Source organism: Nocardiopsis sp. LDBS0036 (assembly GCF_041228755.1).
Taxonomy (GTDB): domain Bacteria; phylum Actinomycetota; class Actinomycetes; order Streptosporangiales; family Streptosporangiaceae; genus Nocardiopsis; species Nocardiopsis dassonvillei.
The window spans coordinates 3,320,706-3,342,092 of record NZ_CP141103.1 but is presented as its reverse complement, the minus strand read 5'-3'; the positions used below and the strand labels follow the sequence as shown (position 1 = coordinate 3,342,092).

Annotated in this window: 18 protein-coding genes; 5 read left to right on the top strand and 13 right to left on the bottom strand. The window is 71.5% G+C overall.

What is annotated here, in order from left to right; all coding sequences use genetic code 11:
- Positions 1-151: 151 nt before the first annotated feature.
- Positions 152-1,021, bottom strand: coding sequence for an MHYT domain-containing protein (locus UIS43_RS14015; RefSeq protein WP_013155070.1), 870 nt, complete (start codon positions 1,019-1,021; stop codon positions 152-154).
- Between the two features lie 208 nt (positions 1,022-1,229).
- The gene (locus UIS43_RS14010; protein ID WP_049800319.1) at positions 1,230-1,763 is read right to left on the bottom strand and encodes a TetR/AcrR family transcriptional regulator; all 534 of its coding nucleotides are present in this window, start codon (positions 1,761-1,763) and stop codon (positions 1,230-1,232) included.
- Positions 1,764-2,285: 522 nt separating this feature from the next.
- Between UIS43_RS14010 and UIS43_RS14005 the strand changes: the two genes are divergently transcribed.
- From UIS43_RS14005 to UIS43_RS13990, 4 genes are all read left to right on the top strand, one after another.
- Positions 2,286-2,984, top strand: a complete 699-nt coding sequence (locus UIS43_RS14005) for a carbonic anhydrase (protein WP_013155068.1) — start codon at positions 2,286-2,288, stop codon at positions 2,982-2,984.
- A gap of 407 nt (positions 2,985-3,391) precedes the next feature.
- A complete protein-coding gene (locus tag UIS43_RS14000; RefSeq protein ID WP_370010257.1) occupies positions 3,392-3,880 on the top strand; it encodes a hypothetical protein in 489 nt (162 codons plus the stop codon).
- A gap of 95 nt (positions 3,881-3,975) precedes the next feature.
- Positions 3,976-4,347 carry a hypothetical protein gene (locus tag UIS43_RS13995; RefSeq protein WP_013155066.1) on the top strand — a complete coding sequence of 124 codons (372 nt, stop codon included), beginning with the start codon at positions 3,976-3,978 and terminating at the stop codon, positions 4,345-4,347.
- 106 nt (positions 4,348-4,453) lie between these two features.
- Positions 4,454-4,699: a hypothetical protein gene (locus UIS43_RS13990; protein WP_013155065.1), complete on the top strand. Its 246-nt coding sequence runs from the start codon at positions 4,454-4,456 to the stop codon at positions 4,697-4,699.
- A 64-nt stretch (positions 4,700-4,763) separates the two neighbouring features.
- On the opposite strand, the gene UIS43_RS13985 is transcribed toward UIS43_RS13990, so the two are convergent.
- The 8 genes from UIS43_RS13985 to UIS43_RS13950 all read right to left on the bottom strand — a co-directional run bounded on the left by UIS43_RS13985 (position 4,764) and on the right by UIS43_RS13950 (position 13,767).
- Positions 4,764-5,768 (bottom strand): sugar phosphate isomerase/epimerase, encoded by a 1,005-nt coding sequence (locus tag UIS43_RS13985; protein ID WP_013155064.1) that lies wholly within the window; start codon positions 5,766-5,768, stop codon positions 4,764-4,766.
- A gap of 34 nt (positions 5,769-5,802) precedes the next feature.
- Positions 5,803-6,531: a hypothetical protein gene (locus UIS43_RS13980; protein ID WP_013155063.1), complete on the bottom strand. Its 729-nt coding sequence runs from the start codon at positions 6,529-6,531 to the stop codon at positions 5,803-5,805.
- A 202-nt stretch (positions 6,532-6,733) separates the two neighbouring features.
- Positions 6,734-7,606: a sugar phosphate isomerase/epimerase gene (locus UIS43_RS13975; protein ID WP_013155062.1), complete on the bottom strand. Its 873-nt coding sequence runs from the start codon at positions 7,604-7,606 to the stop codon at positions 6,734-6,736.
- The gene (locus UIS43_RS13970; RefSeq protein WP_013155061.1) at positions 7,607-8,806 is read right to left on the bottom strand and encodes a substrate-binding domain-containing protein; all 1,200 of its coding nucleotides are present in this window, start codon (positions 8,804-8,806) and stop codon (positions 7,607-7,609) included. It lies immediately after the preceding gene.
- A gap of 2 nt (positions 8,807-8,808) precedes the next feature.
- Entirely contained in the window at positions 8,809-9,906 is a 1,098-nt protein-coding gene (locus UIS43_RS13965) for an ABC transporter permease (RefSeq protein WP_370010251.1), read from the bottom strand.
- Positions 9,903-11,012 (bottom strand): ABC transporter permease, encoded by a 1,110-nt coding sequence (locus UIS43_RS13960; RefSeq protein ID WP_370010248.1) that lies wholly within the window; start codon positions 11,010-11,012, stop codon positions 9,903-9,905. Before UIS43_RS13960 ends, UIS43_RS13965 begins: the two co-directional genes overlap by 4 nt.
- A complete protein-coding gene (locus UIS43_RS13955) occupies positions 11,009-12,628 on the bottom strand; it encodes a sugar ABC transporter ATP-binding protein (protein ID WP_370010246.1) in 1,620 nt (539 codons plus the stop codon). Before UIS43_RS13955 ends, UIS43_RS13960 begins: the two co-directional genes overlap by 4 nt.
- A complete protein-coding gene (locus UIS43_RS13950) occupies positions 12,625-13,767 on the bottom strand; it encodes a Gfo/Idh/MocA family protein (protein ID WP_370013251.1) in 1,143 nt (380 codons plus the stop codon). Before UIS43_RS13950 ends, UIS43_RS13955 begins: the two co-directional genes overlap by 4 nt.
- A gap of 115 nt (positions 13,768-13,882) precedes the next feature.
- Between UIS43_RS13950 and UIS43_RS13945 the strand changes: the two genes are divergently transcribed.
- On the top strand, positions 13,883-15,100 hold the full coding sequence (locus UIS43_RS13945; protein ID WP_013155056.1) for an ROK family transcriptional regulator: 1,218 nt from the start codon (positions 13,883-13,885) through the stop codon (positions 15,098-15,100).
- Between the two features lie 284 nt (positions 15,101-15,384).
- Here UIS43_RS13945 and UIS43_RS13940 read toward each other — a convergent pair whose 3' ends face one another.
- The 3 genes from UIS43_RS13940 to UIS43_RS13930 form a co-directional block, all read right to left on the bottom strand.
- Positions 15,385-16,812 (bottom strand): DUF6177 family protein, encoded by a 1,428-nt coding sequence (locus UIS43_RS13940; RefSeq protein WP_370010244.1) that lies wholly within the window; start codon positions 16,810-16,812, stop codon positions 15,385-15,387.
- 58 nt (positions 16,813-16,870) lie between these two features.
- Positions 16,871-17,593: an immunity 49 family protein gene (locus UIS43_RS13935; RefSeq protein WP_167539501.1), complete on the bottom strand. Its 723-nt coding sequence runs from the start codon at positions 17,591-17,593 to the stop codon at positions 16,871-16,873.
- Between the two features lie 176 nt (positions 17,594-17,769).
- Complete coding sequence (locus UIS43_RS13930; RefSeq protein ID WP_370010241.1) at positions 17,770-21,351, bottom strand: hypothetical protein; 3,582 nt, start codon at positions 21,349-21,351, stop codon at positions 17,770-17,772.
- Between the last annotated feature and the right edge of the window lie 36 nt (positions 21,352-21,387).

The following is a 21,387-nucleotide window of genomic DNA, read 5'->3' as shown; positions in this document are numbered from 1 at the left end:
TCGAACCATGCGCAGGAACGGTCATCACTGCTTCCTCTCCGTCGTCGGCGCCGAGGACACGGCGCGCTCCGCCTCCGCGAGTGTAGGACCGCCGGGGCGGAGCGCACCACGGGTTTTCCGGGCGCCGGCCCTGGGGCGGGGCCGGGGCGGCTCAGCGGCGCCTGGTCCACACGTCGTCGGACGGCACGGTCCTCGGGACGGTGGCGTGCCGCGGCACGTACTCCCCGGCGGCGGGCTCCTCCGGTGCGCTCCCGGAGGCGGGCGCGGCGGGGGCGGGCGCGCGCCGGGAGTAGTCCGGGCGCTCCTCCTCCACCCCCAGCAGGAGGAAGAGGCTGCAGATCAGCATGAAGACGAACAGGCCGGCGAGCAGGGGCAGAACCAGGTCCGGCGCGCTGGAACCGTCCGGGGGGCTGTGCCGGGAGAAGCGCGGTTGCGTGAAGTGGACGCCCATCATGCCGGTGTAGTGCATGGTGGTCACCGCGACGGCCATGGCCACGGAGGCGGCGGTGATCGCGGGGAGACCGCGCAGCCGGGAGGCGGACCACAGGGAGGCGGTGGCGGCCGCCAGCGCGATCACGCAGGCCAGGGCGACGTAGAGCGGGTCGTGGTGGATCTGCCCGTGCACGTTCATCGAGAGCATGCCGAGGTAGTGCATCGCGATGATGCCGGTCCCGGCGATGAGACCGCCCAGCAGGAGCCGGGGGGTCGTCCTCCCGCGGATGGTCAGGGTGAGCGCCACGGCCATCACCGCGATGGCGATGACCCCGCTGACCACGGTGAGCGCGGCGTCGTAGCGGATGGCCGTGCCGGGCGGGGAGAAGCCCATCATGGCGATGAAGTGCATCGACCACACGGCCACCCCGCCCAGGGCGAGGGAGGCCAGGGACAGCCACTGCCACCGGACGAGTCCGCTCGTCCGGCGCGCGCGTGAGGCGAAGGACAAGCCGAGGAACGACCCGATCACCGAGACCGCGAAGGCGATGGAGGGGGTCAGCCAGTCCTGGGCGAGGTGGTCGAGCACGGCGCACTACTTTCCATGACCTTGGTCCCATTTCGGACGGGTTCCATGGATAGTAGGGAGGCCTGAGACTGATGCGCCAGGGGTGTTTTCCAACGTGTGTGGCCTGATGTGGCCAGCGGCAACGCAAGGGAACAGGGGTGCGACCCTCAGTTCCGCCGGGCCCTCGCGTCGGCGGCGGCTCCGTCCGGGCCCTCAGGCTCTCAGGCCCTCAGGCACGCAGACCCGCGAAGGCGATCCTGGCCAGGGTGTCGGCGATCTCGTCGGAGTCCAGCCCGCGGTCCGGCTTGTACCACTCCGAGATCGAGTTGACCATGCCGAACAGCAGGCGGGCCGCGACGGCGGGGTCCACGTCCGGGCGGATGTCGCCGTCGGCGGCGCCCTCGCGCACCAGGTCGGCGATCAGGTGGTCGAACGCCCGGCGCCGCTCCAGCGCGCGCTTCTCCACCTCGGTGTTGCCGCGCACCCGCAGCAGCAGGGTCACGTGGGGCAGCTCCTCGACCAGCACCCGGACGCTGCCGCGCAGCACGTGCTCCAGGCGGTCGATGGCCGGGCCGGTGGTCGAGGCCTCCTCGCGGGTGACCGCGAACAGGGCGTCCATGGCCAGGTCCAGGGAGCGGCGCAGCAGCTCGGTCTTGCCGGTGACGTGGTGGTAGATGGCCGACTTGGTCACGCCCAGGGCGCGCGCCAGGTCCTCCATGCTCGTGCCGTCGTACCCGCGTTCGTTGAACACGCGCGCGGCCACGCGCAGGACGGAGTCGGCGTCGTGGCCGGGGCGGCCGGAGCGTCGCCGCCCCGCTGCCCCGCGGCGGGAGGGCGCTGGTTCGACAGGGGAAGATCTGGACACGGTTGTCGAATCTACCTGGTGGGAGCGGCTCCGTGGGTGGGGACGGCCGCGGGCGCGTCCGCCGTCGCCGGGTTCCACGAGGATTTCTTAACGAACGGTCGGTTGGTAATACATCCTATCCCGGGCCCGGGACGCCCCCGGACCGCACCCGCCGACCGGTCGCGCGGAGTGCTGCGAGAAGCACGTCTCGTCACGCCCGGAGAGGGCGGGCCGAATCGCGGGAAAACGTCCGCGCGCGGCGTTGTGCGAGTTCAGCGGCACGGAAAGGGATTTTTTTCGCATCCGTTCCGAGTGTGCGCCTCCGGGAAGGGCGTTAGGAGCGCGTTAAAAACCCTTGAACTGGTTCGTGGAGCAAGAGTAATTTGGCCCTCGTTTGGCGGCAAAAGTCCACATTTGTCGACGTCAAGAATGAGACCCCACATGGCCATCACCCGTCGTAACGCCCTGCGCGTTTCCCTCGCCGGAGGGGTCGGGGCCGCGGTCGCCACCGCCGTCTCCGCCCCAGCCTGGTCGGCTCCCATGCCCGCGCCCCAGCCGGGGGACGCCGCGGAGGCGCTGCGCCTCCTCAAGCGGGGCAACAGGCGCTGGCGCCGGTACGACTCCCGCCACCCCAACGAGGGCCCCGCCCGCAGGGAGGAGATGGCCCGCGGCCAGAGCCCCTTCGCCGTGATCCTCGGCTGCGCGGACTCCCGTGTGGCGCCCGAGCTGGTCTTCGACCGCGGGCTCGGCGACCTGTTCACCATCCGCTCCGCGGGCCAGGTCCTGGACGAGTCCGTCCTGGGCAGCATCAGCTACGCCGCCGAGCACCTGGCGGTCCCGCTCATCGTCGTCCTGGGGCACTCCTCGTGCGGCGCGGTCAGCGCCGCCGTGGAGGCCCACGAGACCGGGGAGGTCCCGCACGGCCACGTCGGCTACCTGGTGGAGGGGATCCTGCCGGTGGTCGAGGCCACCCCCGACGAGGGCGGCGACTTCGTGGACGCCTGCGTCCGGGCCAACGCCGAGTACATCGCCGACCAGCTCCGCGTGGACGCCGACCTGCGCGAGCTGGTCGAGTCCGGCCGCCTGGACGTGGTCCCCGCCCGCTACGACCTGGAGACCTCCGAGGTCAGCTGGCTCTGATCCCGCGCCGCCGCGCGTTCGCCGCACCACGGACCCGTGCCCCCGGTCAACCCTGCTCACCACTCCGCCCCCTTCCCCCGTCCCTCCCCGGGCGGCCGCTCCGCCCGCCCCCCGCACCGACACCACCCGGGTCCGAGGTCCCGAAACTCCCGAAAGGGAGAAAAAGTGACCTCGCGCGACACCGGGGACGATCACCTTTCCCGGCGGGGCGAAACACGCTCCGGTGCCCCCTCGTCCTCCTTTCGGCTTTCCGCCACCCCCTCCGGTCAGGCATAACACAATAAATCACTGAAAAGGCTGCGCTGCGAACGCATGACGCCTATTCTCGTGATGTCCGCAAAGGACAGTTAGCCTGATTCGTCGCGGGCCGACGCGAGTCCCGGCCCCAGCCTTCGCAAAGGACCGACGTGCGCTTCGAGCAGCAGTTGCGGGAGATGCTCCAGACGCCGGGGGTGCGCAGTGCCTGCCTCGTGGACTGGCGGCGCGGGCGCGTCCTCGCCCACGCCGGCGCCGACGATCCGGCCGCGGACGCGGCGGCGATCCTCAGAGCCGTCAGGGAGGGTCCCCTGTGCGCCGACCAGCGGGTGGAGGACGTCGTCGTCACCGACGCCGACCACCACGTGCTGTTCGCCGTCCTGGAGGGCTCCGACCTGTGCGTACGGGTGCGGATGGGCCGCACGGAGGGCAGCCTCGGCTTCACCCTGCGGCGGCTGCGCGACCTGGTGCGCACGGCGAGGGTGCCGCCTCCCCGCGACGACACCGACCGCCCGCCCCGGCGGGACCTGCCCCGCCCCGCCGCGCCGGCGGTCGCGTCCGTGGACCGCAAGGTGCTGGAACGCGTGCTCACCGCGCTGCGGACGCTGTCCGTCGTCCGCCCCCGGCCGGTGGCCGCGTGACCGGTGGGCAGCCCCGCCGAGGCGCCTCCGGCCTGCGCCGCTGGATCGCCGACCGCAGGGCGCCGCGCCGACCCACGTCAAGGAGAGAGAAGGACATGCCGAACATCGAAGCCGGGCTCAAGGAGATGATGGAGATCGAGGGGGCTGTGGGCGCCGCCGTCGTCGACTACAGCAGCGGGATGGCGCTGGGCACCCTCGCCTCCACCAACACCCTCGACCTCACCGTGGCCGCCGCCGGGAACACCGAGGTGGTCCGCGCGAAGATGCGCACCATGGACCAGTTGGGGATCAACGACGTGATCGAGGACATCCTCATCACCCTGTCCGGGCAGTACCACATCATCCGGCCCCTCACCAGCCGCAAGGGGCAGGGGCTCTTCCTCTACCTGGCCCTGGACCGCTCCCGGGGCAACCTCGCCCTGGCCAGGCACCGCCTCAAGGGCATCGAGGCGGACCTGGAGGTCTGACCGGGCGGGCCGCCCCGGCGCCCCGCCCGCCCGGAGGATTCCCAGCCGGGGAGGCGATGGGGCAGAATGCCGGTGTCCGCCCCCCGGCACCCTAGGGAGACAGCACATGTTCCGGGTCGTTATCAGCCGTCTCACCGACAACGGACTGCGTGTCACCCCAGAGCAGAAGGACACCGCCATGTCCGTCCAGGAGGCGGTGTCCTTCATCCGCGAACACCTGCCCGGGGTGGACACCGCGGCCTTCGGCGACAGCGCGGTGCAGGGCTCCGTCAACCGGGTCAACGACTTCCGCTGCGACGTCTCCACCGAGGACGGGGGGCACTACCGGGTGGTCATCGCCCCGATGATCTGACCCCGCCTCCCTGTTGAGGGGGATCCCCGGTACGCGCCGCCCCGCCGCCGCGCCTGCAGCCGGGTCAGTCCGACCCGAAGGCGGAGTCGAACGACGCCTCCGGCGGGTCGTAGGCGTGGGAGCGCACGAACTCCACCGCCTCGGCCGCCCCGACCAGCCGGTCCATGCCCGCGTCCTCCCACTCCACCGAGATCGGCCCCTGGTAGCCGATCGAGTTCAGCGTGCGGAAGCAGTCCTCCCAGGGCACGTCGCCGTGCCCGGTCGAGACGAAGTCCCAGCCCCGGCGCGGATCACCCCACGGCAGGTGGGAGCCCAGCCGCCCGTTGCGGCCGTTGCCCACCCGCTTGCGGGCGTCCTTGCAGTCCACGTGGTAGATCCGGTCCCGGAAGTCCCACAGGAACCCGACCGGGTCGATGTCCTGCCACACCATGTGGCTGGGGTCCCAGTTCAGGCCGAAGGCCGGACGGTGCCCCACCGCCTCCAGCGCCCTCTGGGTTGACCAGTAGTCGTAGGCGATCTCGGAGGGGTGCACCTCGTGCGCGAAACGCACCCCCACCTCGTCGAACACGTCCAGGATCGGGTTCCACCGGTCGGCGAAGTCGCGGTACCCGGCCTCGATGACGTCCTCGCCCACCGGCGGGAACATCGCCACGTACTTCCAGACGGCCGAGCCCGTGAAGCCCACCACGGTGGACACGCCGAGCCTGGCGGCCGCGCGGGCGGTGGTCTTCATCTCCTCGGCGGCCCGCCGGCGCACGCCCTCGGGCTCGCCGTCGCCCCACACACGCGCGGGCAGGATGTCGCGGTGGCGGTGGTCGATCGGGTCGTCGCAGACGGCCTGGCCCAGCAGGTGGTTGGAGATCGCCCACAGGCCCAGCCCGTGGCGTTTGAGCGTGTCCAGCCGGTCGCGCACGTAGTCGTCGTCCACGGCGGCCCGGGTGACGTCGAGGTGGTCGCCCCAGCAGGCGACCTCCAGACCGTCGTAGCCCCACGAGGAGGCCAGGGAGCACACCTCCTCGAAGGGCAGGTCGGCCCACTGTCCGGTGAACAGGGTGACTGGTCGCGGCATGTTCGTCTCCTCCTGGAGTAGGGGGGTTTCGTGGTCAGTGGTCGTGTCCGCCGCCGGGGCCCTCCCCGGCGCCCTCCGGTCCCGCGTCCGCCCCGGCGCCGTCGGGCGCGAGGGCGCCGCTGTCGGGGGCGGCGGGCAGGTACAGGTGGACGTGGCCGTGCCCGGCGTCCACGCTCACCGCGTCCAGGTGCGTGGCCGCCACCGACCACGACACGACCGCCTCGTCGCGCAGTTCCATGGCGATGTGCAGCACGTCCATGCGCAGGTCCTCGTCCTCGACCAGGGCGGCCTTGGCGTAGGTGTCGACTGACATGGACAGCAGCCGGACGGAGGACACCAGGCCCGCGTGCGCGGTCCGGTGGGCGCCGCCGGACTCGGGAACCTCCCCGAAGTGCACCGAGGCGGCCTGCACCTCGGTGCGCCAGGAGTTGACCACCGAGGCCTCGGTCAACTCCAGGGGCGGGTGTGATCCGTCGGTGGGCAGGAACTCCTCCATGTCCTCCACCACGGGGACGAGTCCCTCGTGGGCCGTGCGGGTGTGGGTGAGCAGCGAACCGACCTGTTCGGCGTCGGGGTGGTCCGCCGGGGCCTGCGGCGCGGCGGAGGCGCCGTTCGCGCCGTCACCGCCGAGGAACACGGCGGAGGCGACGGCGGCACCGGCCACCGCGAACGACACCCCGGTCAGCCACCAGGTGGCGGGGGTGTCCGCCACCGGGTCCGGGAACTCGGATCCGGCGGCGGAGGGGGTCTTGTGAGCGGGCATGGTGACGTCTCCTCGTGGGGATGGAGCCGCCCTACCTCAGTCAGCGCTTTCCGGCGAGCGCGGCACCGAGCGGGGGTGGTGGACGTTTCCTCCTGGCCCGGGGGCACCGGCGGCCGTGGTGCGGACACGGCGGCCGGCTCCCGTCCCCCGTGGAGCCCGGCCGCGCCCGTACGGGCGGACCGCGGCTCCCGAGGAGCGCTGCCTACCTGCACGGCGGCTCCTCTCGTCGGCTCAGGGCGCGAAGGAAGGCCAGGCCGTCGACGGCGATCGCGTCCTGGGTCGCCGCCAACGGTCGCCAGACGGAGGCCGCCGTGGCGATGCTGGCATTGTCCGCCGTGAACGACTCGATCACCAGGGGTCCTCCGTACCCCGCGTCGCCGAGCGCGCCGAGGATCGCGCTCCAGTCCAGGTGGTCGGCCCCGGGGGCGCCGCGGTCGTTCGCGCACACCTGCACGTGCGCCACTCTGCCCGCCGCGCGCCGCACGGCCGCCGCCACGTCCCGCTCCTCGATGTTCATGTGGTACACGTCCAGGGCCAGCCCGCAGTGCTCCGCGGGCAGGTCGGCCAGCATCTCCAGCCCCTGGTCCACCGTGTTGAGCACGCTCGTCTCGTACCGGTTGAGCGGCTCCACCGCCAGCCGGACCCCCGCGGCCGAGCAGTGCCCGACCACGGGGGCCAGCGCCTCGGTCAGCTCCGCGCCGATCCCCGCCCGCTCACGCGGGGACATCCGCCACGTGCGGCCGACCGAGGCGTAGGCAGGACCGGCGGCGACGGGGGAGCCCACCGCCGCGGCCGCGTCCACGACCCGCCTGAGGTAGTCCTGCGTGGCCGAGCGGGTGGCCGCGTCGGTCGCGACCAGTTCCCGGCCCGGCCCCATGACCAGCACGACGCTGGCCGTCAGGCCCAGCCCGTCCAGCAGGGCCCGGGCGCGCCGGGGGTCCCAGTCGCCCGTGTCCTCCACGGGGAGTTCGATCACGTCGAACCCCCACTCCGCCACGCGGGGCGCGATCCGCTCCAACGCGGCGTCGGTCAGCGGCGACGTCCACACCCAGGTGTTGACCCCCAGCGCGCGCACCTACCGGTCCGTCCAGGCCTCGGGGAAGCCCGGCAGGTCCTCGCCGCCGAACTTCGCGTAGTGCAGGGACGGCATCTCCGCGTTGCGCTCCAGGTACTCGTCCAGCTCGTCCTGACGGATCGGCTCCTGCGGCAGGATCCACTCCGAGGGCACCTCCTCGCCGGCGAGGATCATGCCGGCGGCCAGGACCGGGGTCCGCCACTGGAAGTTGGAGTAGACGGGCGCGATCGCGGTGAGGTCCTCCTCCTGCCACTTGCGCATGAAGCTCAGCTCGTCCTCACCGGAGATCACCGGGTAGGGCTGGCCCGCGTCCTCGAAGGCCTCCAGGGCGGCCACGGCGCCGTCCCCGGCGTCCATCCAGATGCCGTCGACCTCGCCGCGCTGGAGGTGCTGGGAGACCAGGTCCTTGATCATGGCGCCGTCGCCCTCGGTGAACTCGTGGCCGAGCACCTCCAGCTCGCTGTCGGCGAAGACCTCCTGGGCCGCCGCCCAGCGGTGTTCGAGCACGTCCACGCCGGGCAGGATGCGCAGCGCCAGCACGGTCGAGCCGGGCTCCAGCTCATCGACCAGGAACTCGGCCGCGTCCGCGCCGTAGGCGTAGCCGCCGATCGGGTGGATGAACGTGACCATGCAGTCGCTGTTCACGCCGCGGTCGAAGACCACGACCGGGACGCCGCTCTCGCAGGCGGTCTCCACCGCCGGGGTCAGGGTCGCGGTAGTGGAGGGGGAGATGATGATGACGTCGCAGTCCCCGGAGTCCACGAAGGCCTGGATGTCGGAGATCTGCTGGTTGTCGTCGTCGGCGGCGTCCGACACGCGGAACTCGCCGATGCGCCCCTCCTCCTGGAGCGCCTCCACCTGTTGCTCCATGGTGATGAAGCCGGTGACGCGCCAGGGGTTGGACACCGAGGCGTTGGAGAAGCACAGCGTCGCGTCCTCTGGCGCGTCGTGCGTGAACTCCGAGGTGTCGATCCACTCGGGCTCGATCGCCTGGAGCCAGGGCTGGTCCTCGGGGCCCTCCGGGGTGATCTCGCGCTGGGCCAGCTGCGCCTCGAACTCGGCCTCGTCGAACCACTCCCCGTCGGGGGTGAGTTCGGAGCCCGCCTCCTCAGGGGCGTCGGTGGGGGCGTCCGTCGTACACGCCGTGAGCGTCAGGGTCAGGCCGGCGGCGCCGGCGAGCAGCACGCGGGGGACGCGCATGGTTACCTCCTGGAAGTGCCGAGCGGCCGCTCGGTCGGATGGTCCGGTCGCCGTCGCAGGCGCTCCGGCAGTCGAAGGTCGCCCCGGCGGGCGGCGTAGGCCACCGCGGCGATGATGATGAGCCCCTGCACCGTGGGCTGGAGCGTCGAGGGCAGGTACAGCTGGTTGAACAGCGTGAACAGGGCCTCCACGGTCAGGGCTCCCAGGACGGCGGCGACCACGGTGCCGCGCCCGCCGCCCAGCACCACCCCGCCCAGGACCACGGCGGTGATCGCGGTGAACTCCAGCCCGTCGCCGACCTGCGCGGTGACCCCGGCGTAGCCGCCGATGAGGACGGCGGCGACGGTGGCCATGAGGGAGGAGCCGACGAAGGCCATCGTGCGCACCCGCCACACCCGCACCCCCGAGAACGCGGCGGCGATGTCGTTGTCACCCGTCGCCACGAGGGAGCGGCCGTAGGGCGAGCGCATGAGCACCACCGCGCCCGCCGCCAGCGCCAGGGCGATGAGCAGCGCCCACGGGATCTCGCCGAGGACGGGCACGCCCTCGATCCCCTGCCGGCCGAACACGCGGAAGGACTCCGTCAGCGCCCCGGTGGGCGCTCCGCCGGTCCAGTAGCGCACGGCGCCGAACAGGATCAGCATCGTGCCGAGCGTGGTGATGATCGACGGCACCCGCAGCAGCGTGGTCACCAGGCCGTTGACCAGGCCCACGACCAGGCCGAAGACCAGCATGAGGCCGATCACCGGCCAGGTCATGGCCTCGTCTCCGTCGATGAGGCGGGCAGCGATCACCACCTGCGCGCCCACCAGGGACCCCACCGACAGGTCGAACTCCCCGGAGACGATCACCAGGTACTGGCCGATGGCCAGGATCACCAGCGGCGCGGCCTTCTTGGCGAAGGCCATCAGCGGCGGCCCCTCGAAGAACGAGGGGTTCTGGGTGGCGATCACCACGAAGATCAGCGCCAGCAGCAGCGCGACGGTCGCCGTGCCGCCCCGGCCCAGCGCGGCCAGCGCCGCCAGCGGGCCCGGGCCGCGCGACTCGGGTCCGCGCGGCCCGACCGGGCCGCGCGCGTCCTGGGTGGGGGTCGGGGTCATCGGCGGCCTCCGAGGGGTTGCGGTGCGGATCCCGTCCCGGGGTCCGGATCGGGGGCGGTCCCGGTGTCCGGGGCGGGCCGCGGCACGGGGGAGGACGGCGGCGCGCCGCCGGAGGGGAAGCGCGTCCGCACGGCGGAGCGCCCGCCGCGGGCGTAGACGGCCACGGCGGCGATGACGATGACGCCGCGCAGGACGTCCTTGACGAACGGGTCGACCGCCAGCACGTTGAACACGGTGTCGAGCGTGGCGAGGATGAGCACCCCCGCCACCGTCCCGGCCACGCCGCCGCGCCCGCCGAGCAGGTAGGTCCCGCCCAGCACCACGGCCGCGATGGCCTCCAGTTCGTAGCCCCCGGAGTAGACGGTGGCGCTGCCGGTCCCGAACCGGGCGGCCAGCAGCAGACCGGCCACACCGGCGGTGACCGAGCACAACACGTGCGCGGTGACCGTGGGCACCCCGGAGCGGACCCCGGAGAGCCGGGCCACGTCGGCGTCGCCGCCGACGGCGTAGATGTGGTAGCCCATCCGTGTGCGGCTCAGGAACAGCACCGCCGCCACCGCCACGCCCAGCATGACCAGGGTGGAGACGGGCAGCACACCGATCCGGGTGTAGCCGAAGGCCTGGAAGGCGGCGGGCACCGCCCCGGCCGGGCCCTGGAAGTTCGTGTCCAGGTAGCCCTTGATCACCAGCCCCATGCCCAGGGTGGCGATGAAGGGGTTGACCCGCAGCCCCGTGACCACCAGCCCGTTGACCAGGCCGATCAGCGCGGCCAGGCCGAGCGCCGCGGCCACGCCGAGGACGATCCGGGAGGGGTCGCCCGCCATGGTGGTGGCCGCGACCACGGTGGACAGGGCGGCCACGTAGCCGACCGACAGGTCCAGGGAGCGGCACAGGATGACGAGGGTCATCCCGACGGCCAGGAAGCCCAGCAGGCTGCTGCGGGTGAGCAGGTCGACGGTGTTGGCGGTGGTGAACAGGTTGCCGCCCCGGGCGGCCACGAAGGCCGCGCTGACCGCGAGCAGCAGCACCAGGGCCAGGTAGACCAGCCCGGTGGTGCCCGTCCGGGCGCGCAGGCTCCGGAGGACGGAGGTCGGTGGGGGTGTCACGGGGCGGCCTCCTCGTGCCGTGCGGGGGAGCCGCCGTTGTCGGTTCCGGCGGCCGGGTCGCCCCCGGCGGCCGGTGGAGCGGCGGCCGGGTCCTGCCCGGGAACCGGTGCGGCGGACCCGCCCGGGTGCGGCGATCCGGTGGCCATCGCCATGACCGCCTCCTCGGCGGCCCCGCCGGGCAGCTCGCCCGCCACCCGGCCGTCCCGCAGGACGACCAGCCGGTCGGACATGCCGATCAGCTCGGGCAGCTCGGAGGAGATGAGCACGATCGCCACACCGGCCGCGGCCAGCTCGCGCATGAGCCGGTAGACGGCCTGCTTGGCGCCCACGTCGATGCCGCGCGTGGGCTCGTCGAGCACCATCACGCCGGGTTCGGCGGCCAGCCACTTGGCCAGCACGACCTTCTGCTGGTTGCCGCCGGACAGGTACCGGACCTCCTGGTCCTGGCCGCCGCGCGCCACCAGCTCCAGGGAGGAGAGGATGCCGGGCAGCCGCCGGGCCCCGCGCGCCGAGCCCAGGGGCCAGACCGCGTCCAGGACCAGGCGGCCGTTGGCCGCCACCGACTGGTTCAGCGCCAGCCCCTGCGCCTTGCGGTCCTCGGTGACCAGCACCAGGCCCGCCCGCACCGCCGTGCGCGGCGAGCGCGGGTCCACCCGCCGCCCGTCCACGCGGACCTCGCCCCGGGTGAAGCGCTCGACGCCGAAGAGGGCGTGGGCGACCTCGGTGCGCCCGCTGCCCTGGAGCCCGCCCAGGCCCAGGATCTCGCCGCCGCGCACCTCGAAGCCGATCCCGTCCAGCTGGGTGTTGCCGCCTCCGGTGACCGACAGCCGCACCCGTCCCACGTGCTCGCCGTGCGGCTCCAGGGGCTCGGGGAAGACCGCCGAGACCGGACGCCCGACCATCTTGCGGACCAGCTCGGCCGGACCGATCTCACCGGCGGGGACGGTGTCCACGAGATGGCCGTCCTTGAGCACCGTGATGGTGTCGGCCAAGTCGAAGATCTCCCGCATGCGGTGCGACACGTACAGCACCGCCACGCCGCGTTCGCGCAGGCGGCCGATGATCCGGTAGAGCACCTCCACCTCGTGGTCGGCCAGCGCGGCGGTCGGCTCGTCCATGGAGATGATGCGCGCGTCGTGCGAGAGCGCCTTGACGATCTCCACGATCTGCTGTTCGGCCACCGACAGCGACCGCACCCGGGCCCGGGGGTCGATGCCCTCCAGGCCGAGTTCGGCGAGCAGTTCGGCGGTGGCCCGCTCCATGGCCCGGGCGTCCACCAGGCCGCGGCGGCGGATCTCGCGGCCGAGGAAGACGTTCTCGGCGACGGTGCGGTCGGGCAGGAGGTTGAACTCCTGGAAGACCGTGGTCACGCCCGCGCGCTGGGCCTGGACGGGGTGCTCGAAGGAGACGGTGCCGCCCTCCAGCTCGACCGTGCCCCCGTCCGCGCGGTGCACCCCGGCCAGCACCTTCATCAGGGTGGACTTGCCCGCCCCGTTCTCGCCGACCAGGGCGTGCAGCTCGCCGGGGTGGAGTTCCAGGTCGATCCCGTGCAGGACGCGCACGCCCAGGAAGGACTTGGTGATGCCGCTCATCCGGAGCAGGGGCGGGCCGCTCATGCCCCGTCCACCTCCGGCACGTCGACCCAGCGGCGTTCCCGCGCCGAGGTCAGGACGGCCTCGGCCAGCACGGCGGCGCGCAAACCGTCGGCGAACACCGGCAGGCCCTCGGGGGTCTGCCCGGCGATGGCGGCTCCGGTGTCGGCCACGAGCGCGTTGAAGCAGTCCTGGTAGCCCTGCGGGTGGCCGACGGGGGTCGTGGACAGGCGCGCGGCGTCGGCGCTCAGCTCGGGGTCGTCGCGGCTGATGGTGCAGCTGCGGCCCCGGCCGCCCGCCCAGAGGGTCTCGGGCCGCTCCTGGTCGAACAGCAGGGTGCCCTCGGTGCCGGAGACCTCCAGCACGAGCCGGTTCTTGCGGCCGGGGGAGACCTGGCTGATGACGGCGCCGCCGACCACGCCCCCCACGGTGGAGAACTGGAAGGCCACCAGGTCCTCGGTGGCCACCGAGCGTCCGGCGCGGGTGTCGTTGACCCGCGAGGTCTGCGCGCTGACCGAGGTGATGCGGTCGCCGGTGACGAACTCCAGCATGTCGCACCAGTGCGAGCCGATGTCCCCGAACGCGCGGGTGGGGCCGCCCAGTTCGGGGTCCACCCGCCAGTTGTCCTCGTCCGGGTACAGGAGCCAGTCCTGGAGGTAGCCGCCGTGGGCGAGGCTGACGCGGCCGATGGAGCCCGAGGCCACGCGGGCGCGCGCCTCGCGGGCCATGGGGTGGAAGCGGTAGGCGAAGGGGACGACGGCGACCCGGTCGGCCTCCTCCGCGGCCCGGACCAGCTCGCGGGCGGTGTCGGCGTCGGTGGCCAGGGGTTTCTCGCACACGACGTGCTTGCCGGCGGCCAGGGCGGCCAGGCTCAGCGGCGCGTGCAGGTGGTTGGGGGTGCACACGTGGACCACGTCCACGTCGTCGCTGCGGACGAGTTCGAGGGCGTCGGCGTGGGCCCGGGCGACGCCGTGCGCGGTGCGGAACTGTTCGGCCTTGCCATGGGAGGAGCCCGCGACCCCGACGACCTCGCCTCCCGCGGCGCGGACGGCGTGGGAGTGGACCCGGCCCATGAAGCCGGTACCGATCACCGCGGCGCGGTAGGCGTTGGGGGCGGTGGACCCGGGGTCGGCCGCCTCACCCAGGCTTGTGACCTTACTCACTGACATGCCACGAACGGTACGCCGGACTTCTGTCGATCGTCAAGCAAAAGTCGTAGGATCTATCTGCAATAGGCGGATGACGGACAGTCAATAGATCCTGTGCTTCACTGTTCGCATGACGGAAGACGCGCTGACCCACACGGAGGGACGACCCGGCCCGGCCGTCGCTCCGACCGCCGCACCCGGTGCGGGCACCCTGCTCCGACTCCTGCGCGACGGCCGACCGCGCACCCGTTCGGAGCTGGCCTCGGTCACCGGTCTGGCCCGCTCGACCGTCACCCAGCGCGTGGACGCCCTGCTCGCCAGCGGACTCATCGGGCCCGCCGGAGAGGCCGTGTCCACCGGGGGCAGGCCGCCCACGACCTTCTCGTTCCAGCCGGACGCCCGCGTGGTCCTGGCCGCCGACCTGGGCGCCACCCACGCCCGCCTGGCCCTCACCGACATGTCGGGGACCGTGCTCGCCGAGGAGCGCGCCGACCTGGACATCGCCCTGGGCCCCGAGCACGTCCTGGACTGGGTCGTGGAGCGGGGCCGCGGCCTGCTGGAGGGCACGGAACGGCGGGTGGACGAACTGCTCGGCCTGGGCATCGGCCTGCCCGGCCCGGTCCAGCACACCACCGGGCGCGCGGTGAACCCGCCGATCATGCCGGGGTGGGACAACTTCGACGTGCCCGGCTACGTCCACGACCGGCTCGACGTGCCGGTCCTGGTGGACAACGACGTCAACATCATGGCGATCGGGGAGCACCACACGGCCTGGCCCGAGGCCAGCCACCTGATGTTCGTCAAGGTCGCCACGGGCATCGGCTGCGGCATCGTCAGCGAGGGCAGCGTCTACCGGGGAGCGCAGGGCGCGGCCGGGGACATGGGGCACATCCACGTCCCCAGCGGCGACGAGCGGCCCTGCCGCTGCGGCAACACCGGCTGCCTGGAGGCCGTGGCCAGCGGCGCCGCCCTGGCCGCCGCGCTCACCGCCGAGGGCGTGCCCGCCAGCGGAGCCCGCGACGTGGTCGAACTGTCCCGCAACGGGTCGGTGCCCGCCCTGCGCGCGCTGCGCCAGGCGGGCCGCGACATCGGCGAGGTGCTCGCCGCGTCGGTGAACATGTTCAACCCGTCGGTCATCGTCATCGGCGGCGCGCTCGCCCTGGCCGGGGACCACCTGCTCGCCGGGGTGCGCGAGATCATCTACCAGCGGTCGCTGCCGCTGGCCACCGAACACCTGAGCATCGTCTCGTCCGTGGCGGGCGAGAGCGCGGGCGTGGTCGGCGCGGCGGTCATGGTGATCGAGCACTGCCTGAGCCCCGAGCACGCGGACGCGCTGATCAACGGCTGAGCCGGGTGGGCCCCGGCCGGGGCCCACGGCCGCCCCGCGCGGCGGGTGGCGGGCGGATCCCGAGCCCTGCGTCGGAGACGCCCCGGGGCGGCGCCGCGTCGGGGCCGCGTCCCCGGGGCGGTGCCGGGATCCCAGCGCACGGAGCCGCCTCGGGGCGGGAGCGGTGCCGGAGCGCGGGGGTGTTCCGTCAGGGTCGCGGACCGTTCCGTTCCCGGGCTCGGGGGGCTTCGGCTTCGGGGTGTCCGGTCAGGGCGCGGACGCTGATTCGGGCCTCGGGTGCTCCGTCAGCGTGCGGACGCGCCTTCGGGGTCGAGGTGCTCCATCAGCTCCCGGAAGCGGCTCCAGGCGTCGGGCTCCACGCCGTCCCCGATCCGGTACCAGACCAGCGGGGCCATGGGCGGGCCGAAGGCGACGCCCGGTACCGGAGCGGCCAGCGCCCGTTCCCGTCCCGCATCCAGGACCCCCTCCGGCCCCACCGCCAGCCCGACCGGCACTGACACGCCCGCCCACCGGGGCGCGTACGTCAGGTCGGCGCGCCCGAGGGCGCGGTGCACGGTCATGCTGCGCAGGCCGTCCAGCGCGGTCAGCTCGCGCACCAGCGGTTCGAGGGCGTCCAGGTCGGGTTCCTCACCCGGCCGGTACCCCACCGAGAACAGGATCCGCTCGCGCACCCCCGACGGCGCGCGCGACACCCTCAGGCTCCCCGCCAGAGGGCGTGCCCCCTCCTCCCGGACGCCCTCGGGCTGACCGGCGAAGGCCAGCAGGGTCTCACCGGGGGAGCGGCGCCGCGCCATGGCCGTGACCCGTTCGGTGTCCCACGCCCGGGTCAGGGGCTCGGAGACGCCCCACACCGCGGGCGCGCCTCCGGCCAGACGCTCGGCGAGCAGTTCCACGGTGGTGCCCAGCAGCAGGCCGTCGCCGACCGGGTGGTCGACGCTCAGGTCCACGTGCAGGTGGGTGCCCGGTTCCTCGTCGGCCGACGCCCGGAAGGCCTCGTTGGGGCCGTCCTCCGCGTTCACCCCGGGGTCGGGCACGAAGCCGGTCCCGGCGTCCCACACCAGCGGCAGGCCGTTGAAGCCGTCGTGGTAGCGCCCGTCCGGGGCGCGCACGACCCACGTGGCACGGGGCCTGCTGAGGAACCAGCGCAGCGCGTGGGTGATGACGCTCGTGGAGGGGGTGACCACCTGTAGGCCCCGGCCCCGGCGGCCGTGCTCGGCCAGCGCGTCCACGAACCAGCTGGACAGGGGTACCACGGGCCGGTCCTGCACCAGGACGGCGTTCGCCCCGGTCACCGCGCTCACCGCCGGGTGGTCGGTCACTCCCAACAGGTGCGGGTCGCCCCGGGGAAGCCGCGGCTCCGGTTCCCACACCGCTCCGCCGTGCCGTTCGACCAGGCAGTGGGCGAACCGGCGTGCCGTCGCGGCCGTGTCGGTGTCCGCCAGCTCCGTTCCGCGGACCTCGACCCACAGCGGCTGCGCGGGCAGGTCGTCAGTGATCCCGTCTTCCAGGAGGCGGTCGGCCTCCGCCGACACCGCGAGCCGCTGCGCCGCCTGCATGGCGATCACCAGGCGGTCGGAGTCGTCGCGCAGCTGCACCACGGTGCCCTCGGCCACGAGCCGGACCCGCAGTCTGGGTCCGGCGGCGACCAGCGCGTCCAGGAGGGAGCGGCGGCTGGGGCTCTCGGCGAGGAGGGCGACGACGTCATGGCTCAACGGTGTTCCTTCACGGGGGTGGGGGTCGGTGGGGCGGGGTCGGTCGGGTCCTGGCCGGTCAGATGGGGAACTCCCCGTGCCAGCTGCGCTGGAGGATGTGCTTGGGCAGGTAGCCGGATTCGACGTCGAAGTGGAAGTCGGGATCCTGCCCGGCGGTGTCGTAGGCCAGGCAGGCCAGGGCCAGAAGGGGGATGGAGGTTCCACCGTCGAGTTCCTCCGCACGTTCGGGTGTGGCGGTGTGGAAGGAGCGGAACAGTTCCAGCCCTTCTGCCAGGGCTTCGTTGAACTTGTCGCTGTTGCGCCGCACCAGGTGCATCAGGGTGTTCAACGGCGGGAAGGTGAGCTTGTTGAGTACCTCGGTGGTGCCGATCTCCGCATTCGCGGGGTCTGACAGTTTCATGGCCTGGAGGAGGTGTTCTTCCAGGCCGGGGCGGTTGAGGACGAAGGCCTGCAAGGCTTCGATCAGGTGGTAGATGTAGGGGTTGTACTGGCTTCCCCGGCTCTCCCCGGCTTGGCGCAGGAGTTCGGTGGGGATCTCGCACAGGGAGCGGTAGCGTTCCTGGTCGCGGCAGGTCACCGCCAGGTAGAACGCGGTCAGCCAGTTGCTGGCGTTGGTGAAGTAGTCGGGTTCGACCGCGGTCAGGGTGCGTTCCTGGTGGTTGATCATCCGGGTGAGCTGGGTGCCCGGTTCGGCGGTGGAGACGGCGAGGGTCGCCTCGCTCATCTGCATATAGGTGACCCAGGCCTCCCAGGTTTCCAGCCTGTCCACATCGGTGTCCATGGCCAGACACAACTCGGCTTGGTCCTGTACCCCGGTCAGAGGGCCTCCAGCATCAAAGGGTGAGTCGATCAACCACTGCACATAGAACTTACGCCTTTCGGGAATCCTGGCGATACTACTCTCGTAGTTGGGATTGCTGATGTCGTGGCGGTTTACTGTGTAAGTCACTTTTGTCCCTACTTCTTGGGTATGTCGAAAAGGCCAATGCTGTATCCGGAGTGCTTTTCTCCTTCCTTTGGGTCTTCGCCGAGGGCCTTCTGTTTTTGCTCCGGGGTGATGCCCTTTACTTCCGCATAGAAAAGCTTGCCGGCGGCCCTGGCTTCTTCAATCATTTCCGCAAGTCTTTCTTCTGTTGGGTCTCCGAGTTGATTCTTGCGCCCCCTCCTCTTCATGTCTTTCGTGGTTGCTTCGAGGTACTCTGGCGTGCCTTGGGAGACCCGCTTGGGTTCTTTGCCTGCCGGAATGGTTCTCTCGCCCAGGGAGGTCGACTGGCTACTCTTGGCCTCGACAATGAGGATACCACCGCCTTTGAGGGGCCAAATCTGGTCGAACTGGTAGTTCCCACTCCTCGGTGTCCCCGGAGTTTCATAGGGTTTTTTGGAGCCTTTTATTTCCTCGATTTCAGGAAGATCGATGACATTTCCATCTTTTCCGGGAAGCGAGTGATGGCCGTCGAACAGATCCTTGACCGCTACCTTGGCACCCTCCTCCCCGTATGTCTCGCTATCTTTGGTCATCTTCTTGTGGAGTGGGCTGTGTTCCGCGTCTGCCTTGAGTACTTCCGGGTGTTCGCCCGGGTAGTTCTTGTGTTCCTCCTTCTTTTCCTTAAGTTTTTTCTCCGCGGCAAGATCATCCTTGATGGATTGCCTTCTTTGTTCGGCGTAGTCGTCCATCTCCGAGGTCGTGTTCTTGCTATTTTCGGCAGAGAAGTACACTCGGTCGTTAAGCGTGCGGTATTTGGGCGCATCTGGTTCGGGCAGCGTCTCCATGGCGAACCAGGGGGCGGAGCCATTGACGCTGGTTAGCTGTGGAATCTTGAAGCCGAAAACATCGCGTTGGATTCTAAATCTACTGCCGTTGCTGTTGTAAAATTCGAGGAAATATTTATCCTTTCCGTTCGAGATTTTGTCGTTGAGGAAATCCGTAAACTTCTTGGCGAAAACCTTGTAGGGCGTGTCCGGCTTCAGTCCTATCTCTTGGGCGATCTCTCGATTGAGATCCTCCCTGGATATTCCGTCGAACTTCCTGGCGGGGATGTCGGCATCCTTGCTTCTTGGAAGTTCCTGCTGGGGGGATCCTGCTCCGTTGGAGTCGTGCGGCGGCTTGTCAGAGGGGATGCCGCTGGAACTGTTGCCGCCGCCGGGACCGCTCCGACCGTTCTGGTTCCCGGAGCCGCCGGTACCTCCGCTCGGGCCGCCGGAGGACCCGGGGACGCCAGCACGCGTCGGGGTGACCACGGCCGGGACGGCATCGACGGAGTCGGTCCGGTCGGATCCGCCGAGGCCGGAGGGACCGTCGCCCCGGAGAGGCGTGTCAACGCCGGAGCCGCCGTCGCCGCTTGGCACGGAGTCGGCCCTGTTGACGGCGACCGGACGATGGGTTCCCGTGTCGGCGCCGTGGTCGTGGCGGAATCCGGGATCGGAGCCACTACGCGCGTCAGGTGCACCGACCCGTGAGGCGTCGATCCGGTGGCTTCCGCTGTCCCCCAGGTCCACGTGCTGGACCCGGCTGTGGGGGATCGCTCTCTGCGCGCTCGCGGTGTCTGCGTGGGGACGCGGCCCCGTCGTCGCGTACTCCCTGTCGGCCTCGGGCTCGTCGCGGCCATCCCGCACGTCCCGTCCGTCACCGGGGCCACCCTCCCAGTTCACATGGGGGTAGTCGCTCGCCACCGCACGCATGTCGGAGAACGCGGCGTTCGCGCGGCCGTCCAGCCCGTACCTCTCCGCGACCTGGGAGTCCTTCAGCGAAGAGGAGTCCGTGTCCACGGTGGCGCGGTCGCCCTCGTACAGGGCAGTCTCGGCGCGTTGGTTGACCTGGAAGTCCGCGTGGTCCTCAGCCGTGAACATGCCGTTGACCTGTCGCAGCAGCCTGTCGCTCTCGCTGAGCTGCTCGGCGGTGGGGTCCTGGTAACCGCTCTCGGTCGGCGAGGACCGGTGGGAGGTGTCCGAAGCGTCCTCGATCACCGGCACGGGAGAGCTGCCGCGCTCTTCCCCGGAAACCTCCTCAAGGAGGGCCTGTTCGTCGTCCACCCCGGCACGGTCGGTTTCGGGCTCGGCCCTGGAGGGTCTCTCGTCCGCCCCGGTCTCCCGGTCCGCGACCGGTCGTGCGGTGGGCCTCCTCGATTCGGAGGGATCGCTGTCACCCTGGACGGGCGCGGACCGCGGCGGAGGAGACCCGTCCGCGTGCGAGCCGTCGGCGGGGTCGTTCGCGATGCCCTGCAAGCGGCCCAAGGACCCCCTCAGGTCACCCAGTTGCCGCGGACTGAGTCCGTCGGGGTCGAAGACGCTGGTGTCGATCCGCACGACGGGGGCACCGCTGCCCCCGAAGGCGGGGATGCCGGCGGGCAGGTCCACGTTGACGTCCGCCGCACCGCCGGATCCGCTGCCACCGCCGCGACCGCCCATACCGTCCACGATGGCCATGCCGCGCCAGGCCATCAGCGGGACGCCGACCGCCGCGCCCACACCGGTGGCCGACAGCGCGGCGCCGAGGGCGGTGACGCCGATGTTGAGCACGGCGGTGCCGATCACGTAGCCGGGCCGCTCACCCCACTCCTCCCAGGGCACCACCGAGTGGGCCAGGTCCTTCCACGCCGAGCCGACGGTGTCCCAGCCCGACCAGCCGTAGCTGTCGGACTCGGCGTCGTACATGCCCACCAGGGAGGCCACGGACTGGATGTTGCTCTCGTGGTACTCGTACAGGGCGTCGCCCCAGGACATGTTGAACCAGCCCTCGGAGCTGTGCATGCCCAGCATCGCGCCGGTGCCCTCGACCGCCCCGACGCCGAAGTCCCACACCGCGTCCCAGCCGTCGACCAACCAGCTCTCGTCGGTGACGGCCCCGCCCATGTCCCACTCGGTGGCAAGGTCCGACAGGTCCTCCTCGTAGCCGTGGTAGAAGACGTCTGGGTCGAGGGCGCCGTCCCCGGAGGGCGTCCTCTCGAACGGGGTGCGGTCCGGGACGAACCGGTTGATGGCGTTGGCGCAGGCGAGCTCGGCGTCCGCGTAGTCCTCGATGATGCGGATGCCCTCGTCGATGAGGCGCTGGTTCTCCTCCACGTCGGGGTTCTCGCCGATCCCGAAGAAACCGGCCACGCCCTCGGCCTTGCGCCAGTCATCGCCCTTCGCGTCGATGCGGGCCCGGAACTCGAAGGCCTCGGCGCTCAGGCTGGACCAGCGGGACTTGATGTCGCGCAGGTCCGCGGCGAAGGTCTCCAGCGCGCTCGCTGCGTGGCCGAGGTCGGTCGAGACCGTGTCGCCGTCAGCGGCCACCGGTTCGAGCACGGAGTAGAGGTGTTCCGCCTCGGGAGCCTTGTAGTGGGACCTCAGACCGCTCCAGGCGGACGTGATGTCGTTTCCGGTGTCGCCGACCGACTCCCCGGCGCTGCGCAGGTCGGAGGCCAGGGTCTCGATGTAGTCGGGGGAGGGGGAGGGGACGGGGAAGGTCGCGGGACTGACCTTGTTCTCACCGTCGGTGAGCATGCCGGTCTGCTCGCCGACGGACAGCGGCGCGCTCGGGGGAGTGTCGGGAGGAAGCACGTGGGAGGACTCCGGGGGAGAGGCGGCCGGGGGAGG